Genomic DNA, 14,441 nt, shown 5'->3' with positions numbered 1-14,441 from the left:
CAGCATCAATGAAGCGTCGTTTTGCAGCATCGAGAGTATCGTAATCGACTTGATCGAGAGCTTGAGCCATCAGGTTGTGTTTTAAGTTAAGAGTTAGGAGTTAGGAGTTAAAAGTTAGCAAAACTCATAACTCATAACTCCTCACTTTAAAATACCTCATCTTCAATACCACGCCACCATTCACCTAATTTCATCAAGTCTTGGTAAATATCTTCTAATTCTTTGGTATAAACATCGTTTGTCAGAGTTGCTCGACGCTCTTGCAATTTTTTGAGACGCAGTTGTACCAATACCCAAGGTTTAGAGATGCTATTCGTTGCTTCGATGTATTGCGCTAGTTCTTTGCTATCCATATATTTTATATTTTGATTTCTCCACCATCCCCCTCAACGCCTAACCAAAAACAGTCACGATATTAGTACAATGTCAAGCTAGTTTTCAGGGTTTGTAGTCAGGACTTTAGTGCTTAGAAAATAAGGACTAAAGTCCTGACTACGAACTCACCTACCCATCAATTTAAACTTGACTGACTACTGTCGTGACTGCTGACAAAGGTGTTAAGTGAATTATTTCTATTTTAGATATCTGGCACAAACTACGTAGCTGCAAATTAGCTGACTAAAAGACATCGCAGCCAGTTCAAAACTGGCAAGTAATTAAGCTTTAGCCAAGTTTTCAGCAGCAAAGTCCCAGTTGACCAAGTTTTCTAGGAAATTCTTGATGAACGCTGGACGGGCGTTTTTATAGTCAATGTAGTAGGCGTGTTCCCAAACATCCAAGGTTAAGAGTGCCTTCTTACCATGAGCTAGGGGATTTTCTGCATTTGGTGTTTTGATCACCTTTAGCGTACCACCATCATCGATCAGCCAAGACCACCCACTGCCGAATTGAGTTGCAGCCGCGTTAGAGAACTCTTCCTTGAATTTGTCAAAGCTACCAAAATCTTTATCGATTTTGGCTGCGAGTTCACCTGTGGGTGTGCCACCACCTTGTGGTTTCAAAGAATTCCAGAAGAAGGTGTGGTTCCAAACTTGGGCAGCGTTGTTGAAGATTCCCACTTTAGAGGAGTCTTGGAAAGAAGTTTTAATCACTTCTTCCAGAGACTTATCAGCAAGTTCTGTACCTTCAGTGAGCTTGTTGAGGTTGTCTACATAAGCTTTGTGATGCTTGCCATAGTGATACTCGAAAGTTTCAGCTTTCATACCAAAAGGCTCTAGAGCATCTTTTTCAAAGGGTAGTGGGGGTTGTACAAATGCCATTGTGTCAAATCCTCTCTTTAGCGGTTTCTAGTTTGTAAGCTATTGCAGAAGTTTGGGAAATTAATAGCTTTTATTTTTAGAGGTTTTATGCCTTTGATTAGTGAAACATAAAACTTAACATCGTCATTCTACTACCAAAGTGAAGACGGAAACAAAGTAGTTTGTTGATAAGTCAAATCGCTAGCAATTCCTGACTATAAATAAAAATGACTAATGTTTTATAACTAAAGGCTAATAACTAAATAGCATTTAGCAATTAAAAGTTTAATACTTCTATCTTTAGTAAGATTAATTACGATTTGAAAAATCAGTCGAAAGCGAGATGATTTATTGTTAAAAAAATGTAGACTAAATTAATAATTGTTTACACTTGACTATAAGTATTAATTTTCAAATTAAAATAGCCAATAGTTAACTTACATCTATTTTATTTTTAAATACAGTTTTAAAGATGGTAAGTGAATAATCACTCACCACCCTTTGAAACTAAAAAACTAACAGCAAATAGTAGTAATTAACACTGAGATAAATGCTGTTGGTAATAGTTAACGATTTGTGCCGTGACTTCAGACACGTCTAAACCATCAGTTTGAAGTTCGATCGCATCTGCTGCTTTCTGCAAAGGAGAAACCTTGCGTGTACTATCTTTCCAGTCACGTTCGGCGATGTCGTGTTCCAACTGTTCTAAACTCACTTCAGGTTGACCTTGGGTGTTAAAGTCTTGCTGGCGGCGACGGGCGCGTTCACTCACAGAAGCGGTTAAGAAGATTTTAACTTCGGCATCGGGAAATACATGAGTACCAATATCCCGACCTTCAGCAACTAAACCACCTTTTTTGCCCCACTTTTGTTGTTGTTTAACCAGTGCTTGACGGACTGCGCTTTGTGCCGCGATCGCAGATACTTTTGATGTTACCTCAATCGTGCGAATCACTTGGGTAACATCAGTACCATCAATCCAAACCTGCACAGACGATTGTAAATCCTGGGTGGGAGTAAGTTCAATTTTACACTGGTTAGTTAATTCGGCGATCGCACACTCATCGTCAATAGCAATTTTCTTTTGCAGTACTAACCAAGTGACAGCACGGTACATCGCTCCTGTATCTAAATACACTAAATTCAGGTTTGCTGCCACTTGCCGCGCCACTGTGGATTTTCCAGCGCCGGCTGGGCCATCAATGGCGATAATGGGTTGACGATCGCGCAATATGAGATTGTCAATCAAACGTGTAGCACCAAGACGAGCTGCGATCGCCAACATTCCTTCCTCCTCAACTTTTTCTAAAGACATCAACGTAGTCGGTTCAACCAATTCAATATATTCCACACAGGCCGTGCTGACCATTGCCACTTCTTGCTGTACCACTGCTATCAACTTGTTACTATTGCGATCGCCTGCAATGAATGCGGCTTCAGCTCGTCGCAAACCCCGATATAACACCGCCGCTTGCTCTTTTGCCGTTGCAGTCAAATATTGATTGCGAGAACTGAACGCCAGACCCGACGCTTCCCGTACTGTTGGACAAGCAACAATTTCTACTGGCAAATTTAAGTCAGCTACTAAGCGTTTAATAATTGCTAGTTGCTGACCATCCTTTTCACCAAAGTAGGCACGGTCAGGCTGTACCAAATTGAAAAGTTTGGTAACAATCGTAGCGACACCCTGAAAATGACCTTGCCGAGAACGACCACACAAGCCTGTTATCATAGCAGATGGCGGGATAACTTGTGTAACCTTTGATTCTTGTATACTCTTCTGAGGAACAGCCATCTCTTCAGGACTCGGTGCAAAAATGGCATCTACCCCAGCTTGTTCGCAAAGTTGTTGGTCTTGCTCTAAAGTGCGGGGATAGCGTTGATAATCCTCGTTAGGAGCAAATTGCAGGGGATTGACGAAAATACTCACAATCACCGTAGAATTTTCGTGCCGCGCCCGTTGGATTAAGCTTAAATGACCTTGATGCAAATTTCCCATCGTTGGCACCAGACCGACTGCCGTCTGATACCAGCCAGTCATCTCATCTAGTCTCAGATCCTCAGTAACCGCAATTAGCTTGTTTTCTGAGCAGCGTTTAGTTAAATAGCAGCGTAAAGCTGCGACTGTTGTCAGCAGGCGCACAAAAATACCCCTAGTTCTTATCGATCCCTCCCCCGTTAGTTTATATCCGAAATAGAGGGAAGAGTTGATTGAACTAGGGGAATTAAGTGATACGGAACTGGGATTGGGCATTGGGCATTGGGCATTGGGCATTGGGTATTGGGCATTGGGGATTGAAAATACTTTTTCCTAGTCCCCAGCCCCTAATCCCCAGTCCCCAGTCCCTAGATTATTTCCCCAATACCTCAATATGCACTGGTGCTACGCCACTGCCCATCATTCCCAAAATTCGAGCTGCGCCGGCAGACACATCAATGACTCGACCACGAATGTATGGGCCCCGGTCATTAATCCGCAGCACTACGGAACGGCCGTTGCGAGTGTTAGTTACACGAACTTGCGTACCAAAGGGTAAACTGCGATGAGCGGCAGTCATTGCTTCTGGATTAAATCTCTGACCGCTAGCAGTGCGATTACCAGAACCATCATAGCCGTAATAAGAAGCCATTCCTCTCAGGGTGGCTCGCACTACTCCGACGGCAATCTGTTGAGGCAGCTTTGGTATTGATATTTGTTGACGGACTGGTAAATTTGCAATCTCTTTTAGGGGAGATGCATTGCCTAGTAGTCTCCGCAAGCGATTGGTTGCTTGCAATGCATCTTGCGCTAGATCGTTGGTACTACCTGCTAATCGCGTACCTTCGCTGATTTCGACCAACTCTTCGCCATTAATTTTAATTACATAGCGATCGCCATCTTGTTGGAGGGGGACGCTTTTGTTTTGCGCTTGATTGGCAGTAGATTTTTCCCCTGCTTTCCAACTGACGGTAATCTTACTCCCGTCCACGTTTTCCCGATTCAACTGGTTGATCTTAGCTGCTATTACACCAGCTATCTGAACCGGGTCATTGTCAGTGGAGCTAATCTGGTTACTCGCATCTGTTACGTTCCCAGTATTCAATGCATTTGATGAATTGCTAGCAATAAGGGCGTACCCTTGTACGCCCCCAGTATTGCCAATTGCACCAACTTTTTTAGTCTCAAGATTCGTATTTGATACAGAACTCAAAAAGGTGAGAACAGGTATATTTTTGATAAAAAGGGTTGCCGCCTTACGTCCTTTGATGTTGTGAGGATGAATTTCTGTAATCACAGCATCCAAGGTTTGTTTCCCTGCTGTTGATTGGAACTCTCCCACCTTAACCACATCAGGGGCGGGTGATTTTTGGGATGCTAGCGCATTTCCTTTAGTGGTTTGAGTGCAACCGACTGAGGGTACTCCCAAAACAGCCATAAACAGGGCAACAATAGTCCACAAATGTCTTTGATTCATGCGTCCGTTTTTGAAAGCGACTGTAGAACTTAAAGTTTTATAACTTGCGGGATTGATCGCTAATGAAAGTGATTTCCCTTTTGAAAAACTCGAACTCGTTCCGTTTTCACTTTGTTCTTTATAACTGCAACAGACTAACACGAACCTTTTAGCTTGGGGATCAGGGTTTTAGCGTAACTATGGGCCACTTTCTCAAATTCCCATTCCAATTTGAAGGTCGAAACCTTTCTCAAAAGCGGACTTTGGCTATGTAACGCTTTTTTGTGTAAGTCAAAAATTTCTTAAAAAAACTTTACGCTTATTTCACACTAAAGTAGCGATACCCTATTCACATCACTTCTAAAGGCTCACAACTACTCGTGTATTTTAGATCACATTGTTTTTGGCTATTTCCTATAAGAAAGTAATATAACTTTAATTAAATGGCATCGGCATAAATACTTAAAATTATTTATTTAAGGAAATATTTAGATTTAACTATGAATAAGTCGCGATCTGAGTTGCATCTTAAAAAATTATGCAAATTAGTTGGAGTCTGATATCTTTTTTCAAAGTTTTTTCTACTTACATCAATCATTACTTTGATTCTCCATAACTAGACTGATGTTGGTGATAAATATAACCTTAAGTAACCGTATTGCTGAGTATAAAAAAAAGGACGATACCCAAAGGAATATTTTTCAGGATTAATGACTTAAAAATTAATAAAACTTTGCGATCGCTTAAACAGCAAATACTGTTTGTAACAAAATATACGTCTTATTTTGTTTATTTTCAGTAATTGCTCAAGTATGATTTTTTAGAGCAAGCTGTTTTTGACAAAATCTTTGTAACTGTAGGGATGTACAGCTGTACCTCTTCTATATATAGTAGGTATTTTGGGAAATGCCATCAGCCTAATGACAAACCAAGCACATCCAGGAGATATAGAAATAGAAGCATCGCCATTAAAAGCTGTTCTCAACGAGTTACATTCCCAGTACAAGTCTCTGCAAGAGGGTGCAGTAGCGAAATACATTCCCGAACTGGCAAAGGCAAACCCGGATTTGTTCAGCATTTGCATTGTGACAGTAGATGGTCAGGTTTACAAAGTTGGGGACTACGAGCAACTTTTTACCATTCAGTCGATTTCTAAGGTGTTTGCTTATGGACTTGCCTTAGAAGATCATGGACTGGATTATGTTTTAACTAGAGTTGGCGTTGAACCGACGGGAGATGCATTCAACGCGATTGTTTTGGATGAGCAATCGAAGCGACCTTATAATCCAATGGTAAATGCAGGTGCGATCGCCACCACTAGCTTAATCAAAGGTTCCGGCCCTACCGAACGCCTGAATCGGATGCTGGATATGTTTCACCGATATATTAGCCGCGACGTATTCGTTGACATTTCAGTTTTTACCTCAGAACGCAGTACAGGACATCGCAACCGTGCAATGGCACATTTGATGCTCAACTTTGGCATGATTGATCGGAATATTGAAGAGGCGCTGGATCTTTATTTCCAGCAGTGTGCTGTGATGGTGAATTGTCAAGACTTAGCAGTGATGGCGGCTACTCTGGCTAACAGAGGTATTAACCCGATTAACAAAGAACAGGCGGTAGATAAGCGTTATATTAAAGATATTCTGAGTGTGATGTATACCTGCGGGATGTACAACTTTGCAGGTGAGTGGGCTTATAAAATTGGAATTCCGGCGAAAAGCGGTATTTCTGGTGGGATTATTGCCGTTGTACCCAATAAGATGGGCATTGGAGTTTTTTCGCCACTGCTAGATGTGCGTGGTAATAGTGTGCGGGGGGTAAAGGTGTGTGAAGAACTTTCCCAACGGTTAGGTTTACATTTATTTGATTGTTCAGGTCAAGAGGCGAAATTTGGTTGAAAGAAGCAAAGGGTAGAGGAATTTTATTTTATAGTTCTTTTAAGACGAGAGTCGGGATTAATATTATGCATGAAGTTTCAAAGCAGACTATAAAGACAGCACAAAAACATGCTCAAAAAGCAATTGAGCATAGCAAAGAGATACAAGAGTTGGGTAAGAGTTTAGAAACAGATGACCAAATCGATCCCGAACAAAAAGAACGTATCGAAGCCTATGGAAAAACCATGCACGAACACGCGCAGAAATTTCAAGATTTGGCGCACAGACTAATAGAAGATCCTTCAACAGATGTATATTCTGAAGCAGTAGAGGAGCATACGAAGGTAAATCAAGCCCATATCGAAGCAATTAAAGAACTTCAAAAGATACAACCGCCAGCTTAAATGAGATATCAACTGATGCAGTTGAGGAAAATTAAATTCTTGGTGATTGATAAAGAACTTCAGATTAGTATAAATGTACTATTAATTTGCGGCTTCTCTGCCTACTGCCCTGCTCCCTACTCCTCTTGCACTAGTTAATTACCTTTTAGCAAAGTCCAGAAGTAGCCATCTGGTGCAACAAAGGAAAAACTCGGCTCGCCAAACTCATTACTAATAATATCTGTAACTTTTTGTACAGTACTTGCCTTGATGCGATCGTAATACTCCTGTATTCCCTTAACCCGATAGGTATATAAAGACATACCCAAGCTACCTGGTTGGGCTGCCTCAAAGTGCGATTCTAAATTAATATTTTCTGGGAATCGAATGATGTAAAGCCTACCACTGCGTACAGCCATCAAGTCAGACTTAGAAGAACGAGGATCATCAAAGGTAGTGAGAATAAACTTTTCACCAGGATTAAGGTCAAAAATATCTCGACCGGCTGGCGAAGATTCATAGCTAGTTTCGACACCATCACGCACACGCAGCAAACCTAAAACTTCTTCATAAAACTTCAGGGTTTCTTTGCTATCATCTTGAACGATGATCCCCATATGGGTAAACTGACTAGCCTTGAGAGCAGCATTGTGGTTAACTTGTCCGTAATCCGGTAGTGTATAGCCAAACCGTTGAAATAGAAGCTGGCGAGCTAAGGGTTGCAGTAGCAGCATTTCTCGTACACCAACTGCTGGCTCAATAAATGGACGGCTTTTCCTCTCTTTGTTGTAGATGACTTCCCAATAAGGGTTAGTGTGCCTAATAGGCAAACCTGCGGCTTTTGCATTTTCTATATGATTTAAGATACTTAACACATCTGCTGTTAAGCTTGCCGCCCAGCGATTTCCCTTAATTTTCATCGACGCTGTTCCTAAACCTTGATGGGTGGGGTTTTGCCAAACCATCAGCCGAATCAAACCATGATCTGCATTTTGGTGGTAGAGGCGGATTGAGCGTAAAGATGAATTCACACCATATAATTGATTGGCTACATCTGCGGTTAATTGACCCACTTGACCAATGCGATAGCCAAATTGCTCCCAATACTGAATTGCAGAAATTGGCTCTGTGATGCCGATACAGATTTCATAGATACCTTCTATTGCAGTTTGTTGTTCGTGAGTCATACCAATTTGGGATTTTAGATTTTAGATTGGGTCAAAATAGACTTTTAAAAGATTCTCTCAAGGGGGAGCAGGGTGATTTCATATAACGAGAGAAAAATCCCATACTCTTATTTCTTTGTCGGTTAACTATGGAAACTAAATCACAACTGAATGGAAATTTAGGGCTTACACATTTTTCTACCATCAAATGAAACCACCCTGCACTTTTCTCAAGAGGGGAGGATGTCAAAATTCTTCTGCTTGAGGAAGCGGGAAGACTTCACCAGCCAAGTAAGCTTGAAAGTGCTTTTGGAAGTACAACCAGGAAGTCATATCTTCGCCATCTGTCAATGCTTTTGGGGCTTGCTTATATAGAGGAATACGGTTATTAATTTCGTCTTGCAGCACTGGGGGCAGTTCTGTTAAACCATTGACTTTGCTGCCAACAGCACTGTAGATTAGCTGACCGGGGCGATCGCCCATTTTCATCCAGGGAAGCCATTGACCAATTCGATCCCAACTCAATTTGAGTTCAGAAACAGATTTCAGTGCTGGGTTGAATAAATCTGCGGTTGGCACAGTTAATTTAAACAATTCCGCTGCCTGATAAATTGGATTTGGGCTGTATTCAGCAAATTTGCGATCGTCTGCTAAGGGATTGGGGTAATAAGGAAATATATCAAAAACGAAGGTTGTGCTGTCACCATCGACCTGTGCGGGGAAGTTTCCTTCAAACTTTCCCTGCACAGGATTATTGGCAACGTGAATCACCGGAACTGTCTCCCCTGTCCAGGGGTTTTCCCATTTGGATAAAACCTCATCTGTTTTTGGGTTGAGGTAGTAAGTTAGTTCCCTAGAAGTAAAATCCCAGCTACCCTCTGCTGTGGGAATACATCGGCTAACGCTTAATCCCAGCATCTTAAACAGGAGTTGTCTTTTCTCACCGGGGATAAAAGCGTAAATTTTACCTTTCCAAATCAGGAAAGTGGATTCGCTAGGGTCGAGGGAAGAACGAGTTTTAACCCAATGCTGCGCTTCAAGTTCTTGGATTTGGGCAACCATTTAAAGCATCCTTAGTATTTGAATAACAACAAAAGAATAAGCTATCAGCATTCAAGTTGCATTTTTAAAAGTTGGGAGTGGGCAAGAAAGACAAGGTGACAAAAGCTTAGAACTTACAACAAGTCTTTCCCCTTGTCCCCAATTCTCTAAGTGACCTTGTCCTCTTTCCCATACTCCATGCCCCATTCCTAATGCCTTTATCAATTAAACTGGTTCAGAAAGTTGCTTATCTAGACGGCGAAACAAAAACAGCCAAAGCGGTAGAGAACTATTAATCGCAATTAGTCGTACTAAATGACCAGTTGTGACAATTTCAACATTATGATTCAATGCCAGGGAAACTAAGATCATTTCTGCCGATCCTCCTGGTGCTGTGACTAAAAGACAGGTTAACCAGTCCCAAGAGGTTAATTGCATCGCAAGTATAGCAGCGATCGCTCCAGCTACGAGAGTCATCCCCACAGACATCAAGGCATAGGCGACAGTCCGCTTTCTAAAGTTGGGTTTGTCTTTCCAATATTCACCAATCGTAATTCCCAACAGCATTTGGCCCAATAAGTTTATTATTGGTGGCGGACTAAAGCTAATATCACCTACAAAAGGCAGCCAATGTAGCAAAGGATTAAACCCGATACCAATCAGCAATGCACCAAAGAAATCGCCAGCAGGTATTTTAAATAATATAGCTGGATAAACTACTAATCCAGTAATTACCAGTACTAACAAGAGTAATTCTAGTTGAGATGGATCGAGATTGAGCCAAGCAGCTTTGATTGGGAGTGTTTGCGGATAATCATTACCAGCTGATGTCCTAGCGATGAAGGGAATTAGAATAACTACACAGGTAACGCGAATCGCCTGTACTAGGGCAACCAAGCTAACATTTTTATTGTAATCGGCAGCGATCGCTGCCATAATTCCTACACCACCAGGAACTGTAGCCAGCATTGCTGTAAATAGGTTGGTTTTGCTGATGCGAGAGTAAATGTAACCGATACAGCCTCCACTCAGCAGCAGAAATAAGGTAAGAAAAATAAATATAGGAATACCGGAAGCAATACTAGCTAGATTAGCGTGGGAATTGGAAGCGCCGACAGTTAAGCCGACAAGTGCCATTCCCACTTTTCTAGCAGTGCGGTTAGGTTGGGGAGAATATTGATAAAAAATTCGACACCCTTGAAGAACCACTGTACCAGCTGCAATGCCGCCAAATATCCAGGCAATCCTGCCAATTTGGAACTTTGCAAGGAGTAAACCCAGAGGTAATGCCAGAAGCATTTCCAAGGTAAGGACAATTAGTTGCTTCCCAAATAGTTGCTGTTTGGTAATAACAGGATTTTGATGAGTGTGTTCTTTTAGGCTGGGAGTACCACTTAGACTTTGATTCATCGATACTAAGCTTTTATTTAAGTCTAAGCTATAGGTGCAAAAGTGGATCTTATGGGATGCGATCGGACATTACCAGCAACAAGCAAAATGATACAGGTGAAGGGTTTTAATTCTATTGGTGGGTTTATTTTAGATTTAGATTTAGTCAGGTTTGGTAGCTCACCTCTTGCAGCAGACAATTAAAATAGTGCCAGAGATATTCCACATCCACGGACAACATTAAATATATGAACACAACTCCCACTAAAAGAGAAACAGATGAAATGTTCAAGTGGTTAAATCGGAACCGCCAGATGTTATTAGATTTATATAAAAATCAATACATCGCTTACAATGCAAATGGAATAATTGCTCACAGCGAAAATTTGCGCGAAGTTTTAGCATTAGGTAATGTTTCAAAACAGCCTTTTTTAATTTACCTAGTTCCCCGTCGCACTGCCTCTATAGAAATGAATTTTACCAATTCGCTTCCGCCTAATAATGCGGTTGAAGAATTGAATAACCCTAAGACACCGTGCGGTGAAACTTTACTACCTGGATTGGTTTTAGATTTAAGTTAGGTTTTGTAAAATTAAATCAAAATTTTAAGGTTGATGTTAATAAACAGGCTTAGAGCTTAGAGTTATGGATGGAGAAGAATTACTCAGACGCTACGCCATAGGTGAAAGAAATTTTTCTAGTGTCAATTTTAGTCGTCTACACTTGGAAGAAGTTGATCTGTGTGGGGTAAACTTAACTAGTGCTGAGTTGACTGGTACTCATCTTAATGATGTGAATCTGAGTTACGCAAATTTGAGTAATGCCAGTCTACAAAGGGTTACGCTGCTTGGAGCTAATTTTGAAGGTGCTAATTTCAGTAATGCTCGTCTTGACGGAGCTGAAGCAGAGTACGCTAACTTCAAAGCAGCTAATCTGAGTCACGCCAACTTGTCTGGCCGTTTTCAAGGAGTGGACTTTAGCTATGCAGATTTGAGTAACATTTATATGGATCATGGCTGGATAGAAAAAGCAAATCTTAGTTATGCCAACTTAACCAATATCACGACATACCAAAGTACGTTAGATAAAGTTAACCTGCGAGGCGCAAATTTAAGCAATGCTTTCTTTAGTGATGGAACAAGACTACGGAAAGCAAATTTGATTGGTGCTAACCTTACAGGTATGGGTATAGGTGAACTTCTTACAAACTGTATCTATGATACTGAGACAATAATTGACGAAAAAACAAGATATCTTTCTATACCTGGAATAGGTATTTTCGATATTTTTGAACAAGCTATTTTTATTGGTTCTGGAGAAAATTTAAATTCTGCTAACTTAGAAAATACCGACCTTAGTGATTTAAATTTAAGCGAGGCTGATTTAAGCCATGCAAATTTGAAAGGTACGAATCTAAGCAATAGCTCTCTTTTTCAAGCAAATTTAGAAGGTGCGGATTTAGAAGGAGCAAATTTGACAGGTGCTGACTTGGAAGGTGCAAATTTAAACAATGCTTATCTTTATAACGCTATATTTGACAGTACCGTTATGCCAGATGGAAGCATAAAGGATGATGAGTGCTAGTAAACAGGCTCAAGAATCTCTCCCTAACCTTCACTTAATGTTCCAATTTTCTTAAAAAGTCTGTCAACAAATTCTTGTTTTGAAAAGTAGCTCGAATGGTATCGCTATTATTATAATCAACGATAACTTCAAATTTTTCAAATTCTCCAACTGGACTGTCAATCTTAAGTGTATCCAGTCCACTAATTGCATCATCAATACTATCAAATTCGTATCTCTTTCCGAAAAGCGGAATTAAAACTATATTACTAATGTAACGCTCAAGACAATTTCTAAGCGTTTCCATAAACCTATCTACTTCTTCTTGACAAACTCGTATCAAAGCCTGTCGCAGTTTTTCTTTATCTGAACTAGTAAGACTATCAAGTTGTCTAAAGGCTGTAGTATAGCTTTCATCAGGAGTATCCTCATCAAAAGCAACATCAAAATCAATTACTTTAAATGCTGATACTACACCTTTATAGGGGATATAAATAACTGCAAAGCCATTATTTTTTAGTTGTTCTAACGCTGGCTTTGTGAAATCTCCAGCTAATACTACCCCATAAAAGGGTGCAGATAGATGATGAAGCTCAATAATTGGTAATATCGCCCCTTGAATTTCCTGAGCTTTATTCTTTGAGTGCTTCGTATATCTACGCCATGCAGATTCAATAAATGCAACAGGTCTGCCAAGCTTCTTATCCGTGCCATCGACTTCAATCACAAAATCTAGATCGTGCTTATTTCCGTACTTATCCTCCCAAGTAACCTTTTTACCACTTCTAGCTGGACGCGATCGCTGCCAGTCAAGATAGTAGTTTTTGACTTGAGCAAATTGCTCTAGTCGAGGTTTCAGAATATCATAAAGTACGATATCTTCAAGAAGTTTGCCTAGTTGCTGACCAAACTTATGTGATGGTGACTGCGCCATAATCTAACTTTCTATCCAAAGCCTTCCTTCATGTAAAGGAATATTATGTTTTCTGTTTTTCCACTTGACATTACGTTCTCTAATTTTCTCAAAAGACCATAAACAAAACCCTGCCTCATTTGCTAATTTTCCCAACCACTGCTCAACTGGAACATACACCCCATAAGGGGCCGAATCTCCAACTACAAAGCAAATCTTGCAATCAGATGTTGTAACTCGACGAAGGGCATGGAATACAGACCCCATATCAATAAAGTATGCGGCGATCATTGTGTGATAAGCTTTGTTGCCGGCTTTAGTCTCTCGGACTTTTTCTAGCTCTTTACAAACAGGAATTAGCTCATCTCGAATTGGCTCAAGGAGAGGATCAGTTATTAAAGCATCCAATTGCAATCGATCCTTTGACACATGTTGCGAACTTGAACGAATCAGAAACTTGCGAACTGTATCATGTAAATCCCCCCAAGAGTTAACCTCACCCCAAAAGGTCATTTCGAGACGCATGGCATCAGCATAATCATAGTTATTTGCATACGGTGGAGAGGTTATTACTAAATCTATTGACTTATCGGGAATACTTTCTAAAATCCTTGCATCTTCTCTAATAAAAGTAGCTTGGCTTGCTGTTCTAACAGACTGCATACAACGCATATCTTCTAACATCAAAGCGACTTGAGTATCTAGTGCATTAAGTGGTTTAGAAATCTTGGCTTTTCGTTTGTTTGGAAGAATATATTGCCACTGCGCCGTGCCTACATAGCTTGACAATCGTAAAGTAGCAGAGATTGCTAGAAAAGTGAGATCCTGTAACTCTTCTGATAGGGCTGGGGCTAGCTCTAAATAGGCTTGCTTGATTTTGAAGAGATATATTAATATATCCTCGGTGTAACATTTATTTAGTAACGCTGGCATTTGGTCTGGAAGCTTTGGCTGAAGACTAGCAGCAAGATTTTTAATTTCAGCGATCGCTTCCAAAAACTCATCGGTATTTATCTCCCATGAGAGCTTCCCTTGTGCAAGCCGATAAACAAAAGGGTGCGCTTCAATGCCGTAGGAATTCACACCAAGTTTATCAGCAGCAATACAAACAGTGCCCGATCCTGCAAATGGATCGAGGACAATTTTCGGTTTCAGTTCTGCGATTACTCCTTCAACCCAAGTTGCTGAAAATCCAGCAGAATACCTAAACCATCTATGAATAGGTAATTTCATATTGTCAGTAAATGTGCCTGTTCTTTCTGTAATAGCTCTTGATTGAAAATCATTGCGAAGTTCAGGCATCAAATTTAAAAGCTGAAGTTAATAGGGCTTACTAATTTTAAATTAGTATTGACTAAACTCATAAAAAATCAGGACTGAGAAATATATCTCAGTCCCGATAAAAAAGCGGGCTAACCGCTATTTATATGG

General features: G+C 40.5%; 13 protein-coding genes. 4 read left to right on the top strand and 9 right to left on the bottom strand.

Annotated elements, in window-relative coordinates; all coding sequences use genetic code 11:
- Positions 1–146: 146 nt before the first annotated feature.
- The 4 genes from RMZ95_RS21215 to RMZ95_RS21200 form a co-directional block, all read right to left on the bottom strand.
- Positions 147–353 carry a hypothetical protein gene (locus RMZ95_RS21215; protein WP_099099470.1) on the bottom strand — a complete coding sequence of 69 codons (207 nt, stop codon included), beginning with the start codon at positions 351–353 and terminating at the stop codon, positions 147–149.
- Positions 354–656: 303 nt separating this feature from the next.
- The gene (locus RMZ95_RS21210) at positions 657–1,259 is read right to left on the bottom strand and encodes a superoxide dismutase (RefSeq protein WP_322671464.1); all 603 of its coding nucleotides are present in this window, start codon (positions 1,257–1,259) and stop codon (positions 657–659) included.
- Positions 1,260–1,773: 514 nt separating this feature from the next.
- Positions 1,774–3,381, bottom strand: a complete 1,608-nt coding sequence (locus RMZ95_RS21205) for a bifunctional pantoate--beta-alanine ligase/(d)CMP kinase (RefSeq protein WP_322685964.1) — start codon at positions 3,379–3,381, stop codon at positions 1,774–1,776.
- 208 nt (positions 3,382–3,589) lie between these two features.
- A complete protein-coding gene (locus RMZ95_RS21200; protein WP_322685963.1) occupies positions 3,590–4,693 on the bottom strand; it encodes a septal ring lytic transglycosylase RlpA family protein in 1,104 nt (367 codons plus the stop codon).
- Positions 4,694–5,592: 899 nt separating this feature from the next.
- On the opposite strand from RMZ95_RS21200, the gene glsA reads away from it, so the two are divergent.
- Both glsA and RMZ95_RS21190 read left to right on the top strand, forming a co-directional pair.
- Positions 5,593–6,576 carry a glutaminase A gene (glsA, locus tag RMZ95_RS21195; protein WP_322671467.1) on the top strand — a complete coding sequence of 328 codons (984 nt, stop codon included), beginning with the start codon at positions 5,593–5,595 and terminating at the stop codon, positions 6,574–6,576.
- Entirely contained in the window at positions 6,573–6,959 is a 387-nt protein-coding gene (locus RMZ95_RS21190; protein ID WP_322685962.1) for a hypothetical protein, read from the top strand. Before glsA ends, RMZ95_RS21190 begins: the two co-directional genes overlap by 4 nt.
- Positions 6,960–7,093: 134 nt before the next feature.
- Here RMZ95_RS21190 and RMZ95_RS21185 read toward each other — a convergent pair whose 3' ends face one another.
- From RMZ95_RS21185 to RMZ95_RS21175, 3 genes are all read right to left on the bottom strand, one after another.
- On the bottom strand, positions 7,094–8,125 hold the full coding sequence (locus tag RMZ95_RS21185; RefSeq protein ID WP_322671470.1) for a VOC family protein: 1,032 nt from the start codon (positions 8,123–8,125) through the stop codon (positions 7,094–7,096).
- Between the two features lie 225 nt (positions 8,126–8,350).
- Positions 8,351–9,166 (bottom strand): DUF1838 domain-containing protein, encoded by an 816-nt coding sequence (locus RMZ95_RS21180; RefSeq protein WP_322671471.1) that lies wholly within the window; start codon positions 9,164–9,166, stop codon positions 8,351–8,353.
- A 204-nt stretch (positions 9,167–9,370) separates the two neighbouring features.
- Entirely contained in the window at positions 9,371–10,555 is a 1,185-nt protein-coding gene (locus RMZ95_RS21175; protein WP_322685961.1) for an AbrB family transcriptional regulator, read from the bottom strand.
- Positions 10,556–10,782: 227 nt separating this feature from the next.
- On the opposite strand from RMZ95_RS21175, the gene RMZ95_RS21170 reads away from it, so the two are divergent.
- On the top strand, positions 10,783–11,115 hold the full coding sequence (locus RMZ95_RS21170; protein ID WP_322685960.1) for a DUF5678 domain-containing protein: 333 nt from the start codon (positions 10,783–10,785) through the stop codon (positions 11,113–11,115).
- 64 nt (positions 11,116–11,179) lie between these two features.
- Positions 11,180–12,118, top strand: coding sequence for a pentapeptide repeat-containing protein (locus tag RMZ95_RS21165; protein ID WP_322685959.1), 939 nt, complete (start codon positions 11,180–11,182; stop codon positions 12,116–12,118).
- Positions 12,119–12,152: 34 nt separating this feature from the next.
- Here RMZ95_RS21165 and RMZ95_RS21160 read toward each other — a convergent pair whose 3' ends face one another.
- Positions 12,153–13,031, bottom strand: a complete 879-nt coding sequence (locus tag RMZ95_RS21160; protein ID WP_322685958.1) for a hypothetical protein — start codon at positions 13,029–13,031, stop codon at positions 12,153–12,155.
- A 3-nt stretch (positions 13,032–13,034) separates the two neighbouring features.
- Positions 13,035–14,312, bottom strand: a complete 1,278-nt coding sequence (locus tag RMZ95_RS21155; RefSeq protein WP_322685957.1) for a DNA methyltransferase — start codon at positions 14,310–14,312, stop codon at positions 13,035–13,037.
- Positions 14,313–14,441: the final 129 nt, after the last annotated feature.

The sequence above is a fragment of the Nostoc sp. DedQUE07 genome, assembly GCF_034530975.2.
Lineage (GTDB): Bacteria > Cyanobacteriota > Cyanobacteriia > Cyanobacteriales > Nostocaceae > Nostoc.
The sequence above is the reverse complement of the archived record's forward strand: the minus strand, read 5'-3'. Positions and strand labels throughout refer to the sequence as shown.

Excerpts from the sequence above, each read along its gene's own strand:
- RMZ95_RS21215 (WP_099099470.1), bottom strand. The coding sequence starts at position 353 with ATGGATAGCAAAGAACTAGCGCAATACATCGAAGCAACGAATAGCATC.
- RMZ95_RS21210 (WP_322671464.1), bottom strand. The coding sequence starts at position 1,259 with ATGGCATTTGTACAACCCCCACTACCCTTTGAAAAAGATGCTCTAGAG.
- RMZ95_RS21200 (WP_322685963.1), bottom strand. The coding sequence starts at position 4,693 with ATGAATCAAAGACATTTGTGGACTATTGTTGCCCTGTTTATGGCTGTT.
- glsA (WP_322671467.1), top strand. The coding sequence starts at position 5,593 with ATGACAAACCAAGCACATCCAGGAGATATAGAAATAGAAGCATCGCCA.
- RMZ95_RS21185 (WP_322671470.1), bottom strand. The coding sequence starts at position 8,125 with ATGACTCACGAACAACAAACTGCAATAGAAGGTATCTATGAAATCTGT.
- RMZ95_RS21180 (WP_322671471.1), bottom strand. The coding sequence starts at position 9,166 with ATGGTTGCCCAAATCCAAGAACTTGAAGCGCAGCATTGGGTTAAAACT.
- RMZ95_RS21175 (WP_322685961.1), bottom strand. The coding sequence starts at position 10,555 with ATGAATCAAAGTCTAAGTGGTACTCCCAGCCTAAAAGAACACACTCAT.
- RMZ95_RS21170 (WP_322685960.1), top strand. The coding sequence starts at position 10,783 with ATGAACACAACTCCCACTAAAAGAGAAACAGATGAAATGTTCAAGTGG.
- RMZ95_RS21165 (WP_322685959.1), top strand. The coding sequence starts at position 11,180 with ATGGATGGAGAAGAATTACTCAGACGCTACGCCATAGGTGAAAGAAAT.
- RMZ95_RS21160 (WP_322685958.1), bottom strand. The coding sequence starts at position 13,031 with ATGGCGCAGTCACCATCACATAAGTTTGGTCAGCAACTAGGCAAACTT.
- RMZ95_RS21155 (WP_322685957.1), bottom strand. The coding sequence starts at position 14,312 with ATGCCTGAACTTCGCAATGATTTTCAATCAAGAGCTATTACAGAAAGA.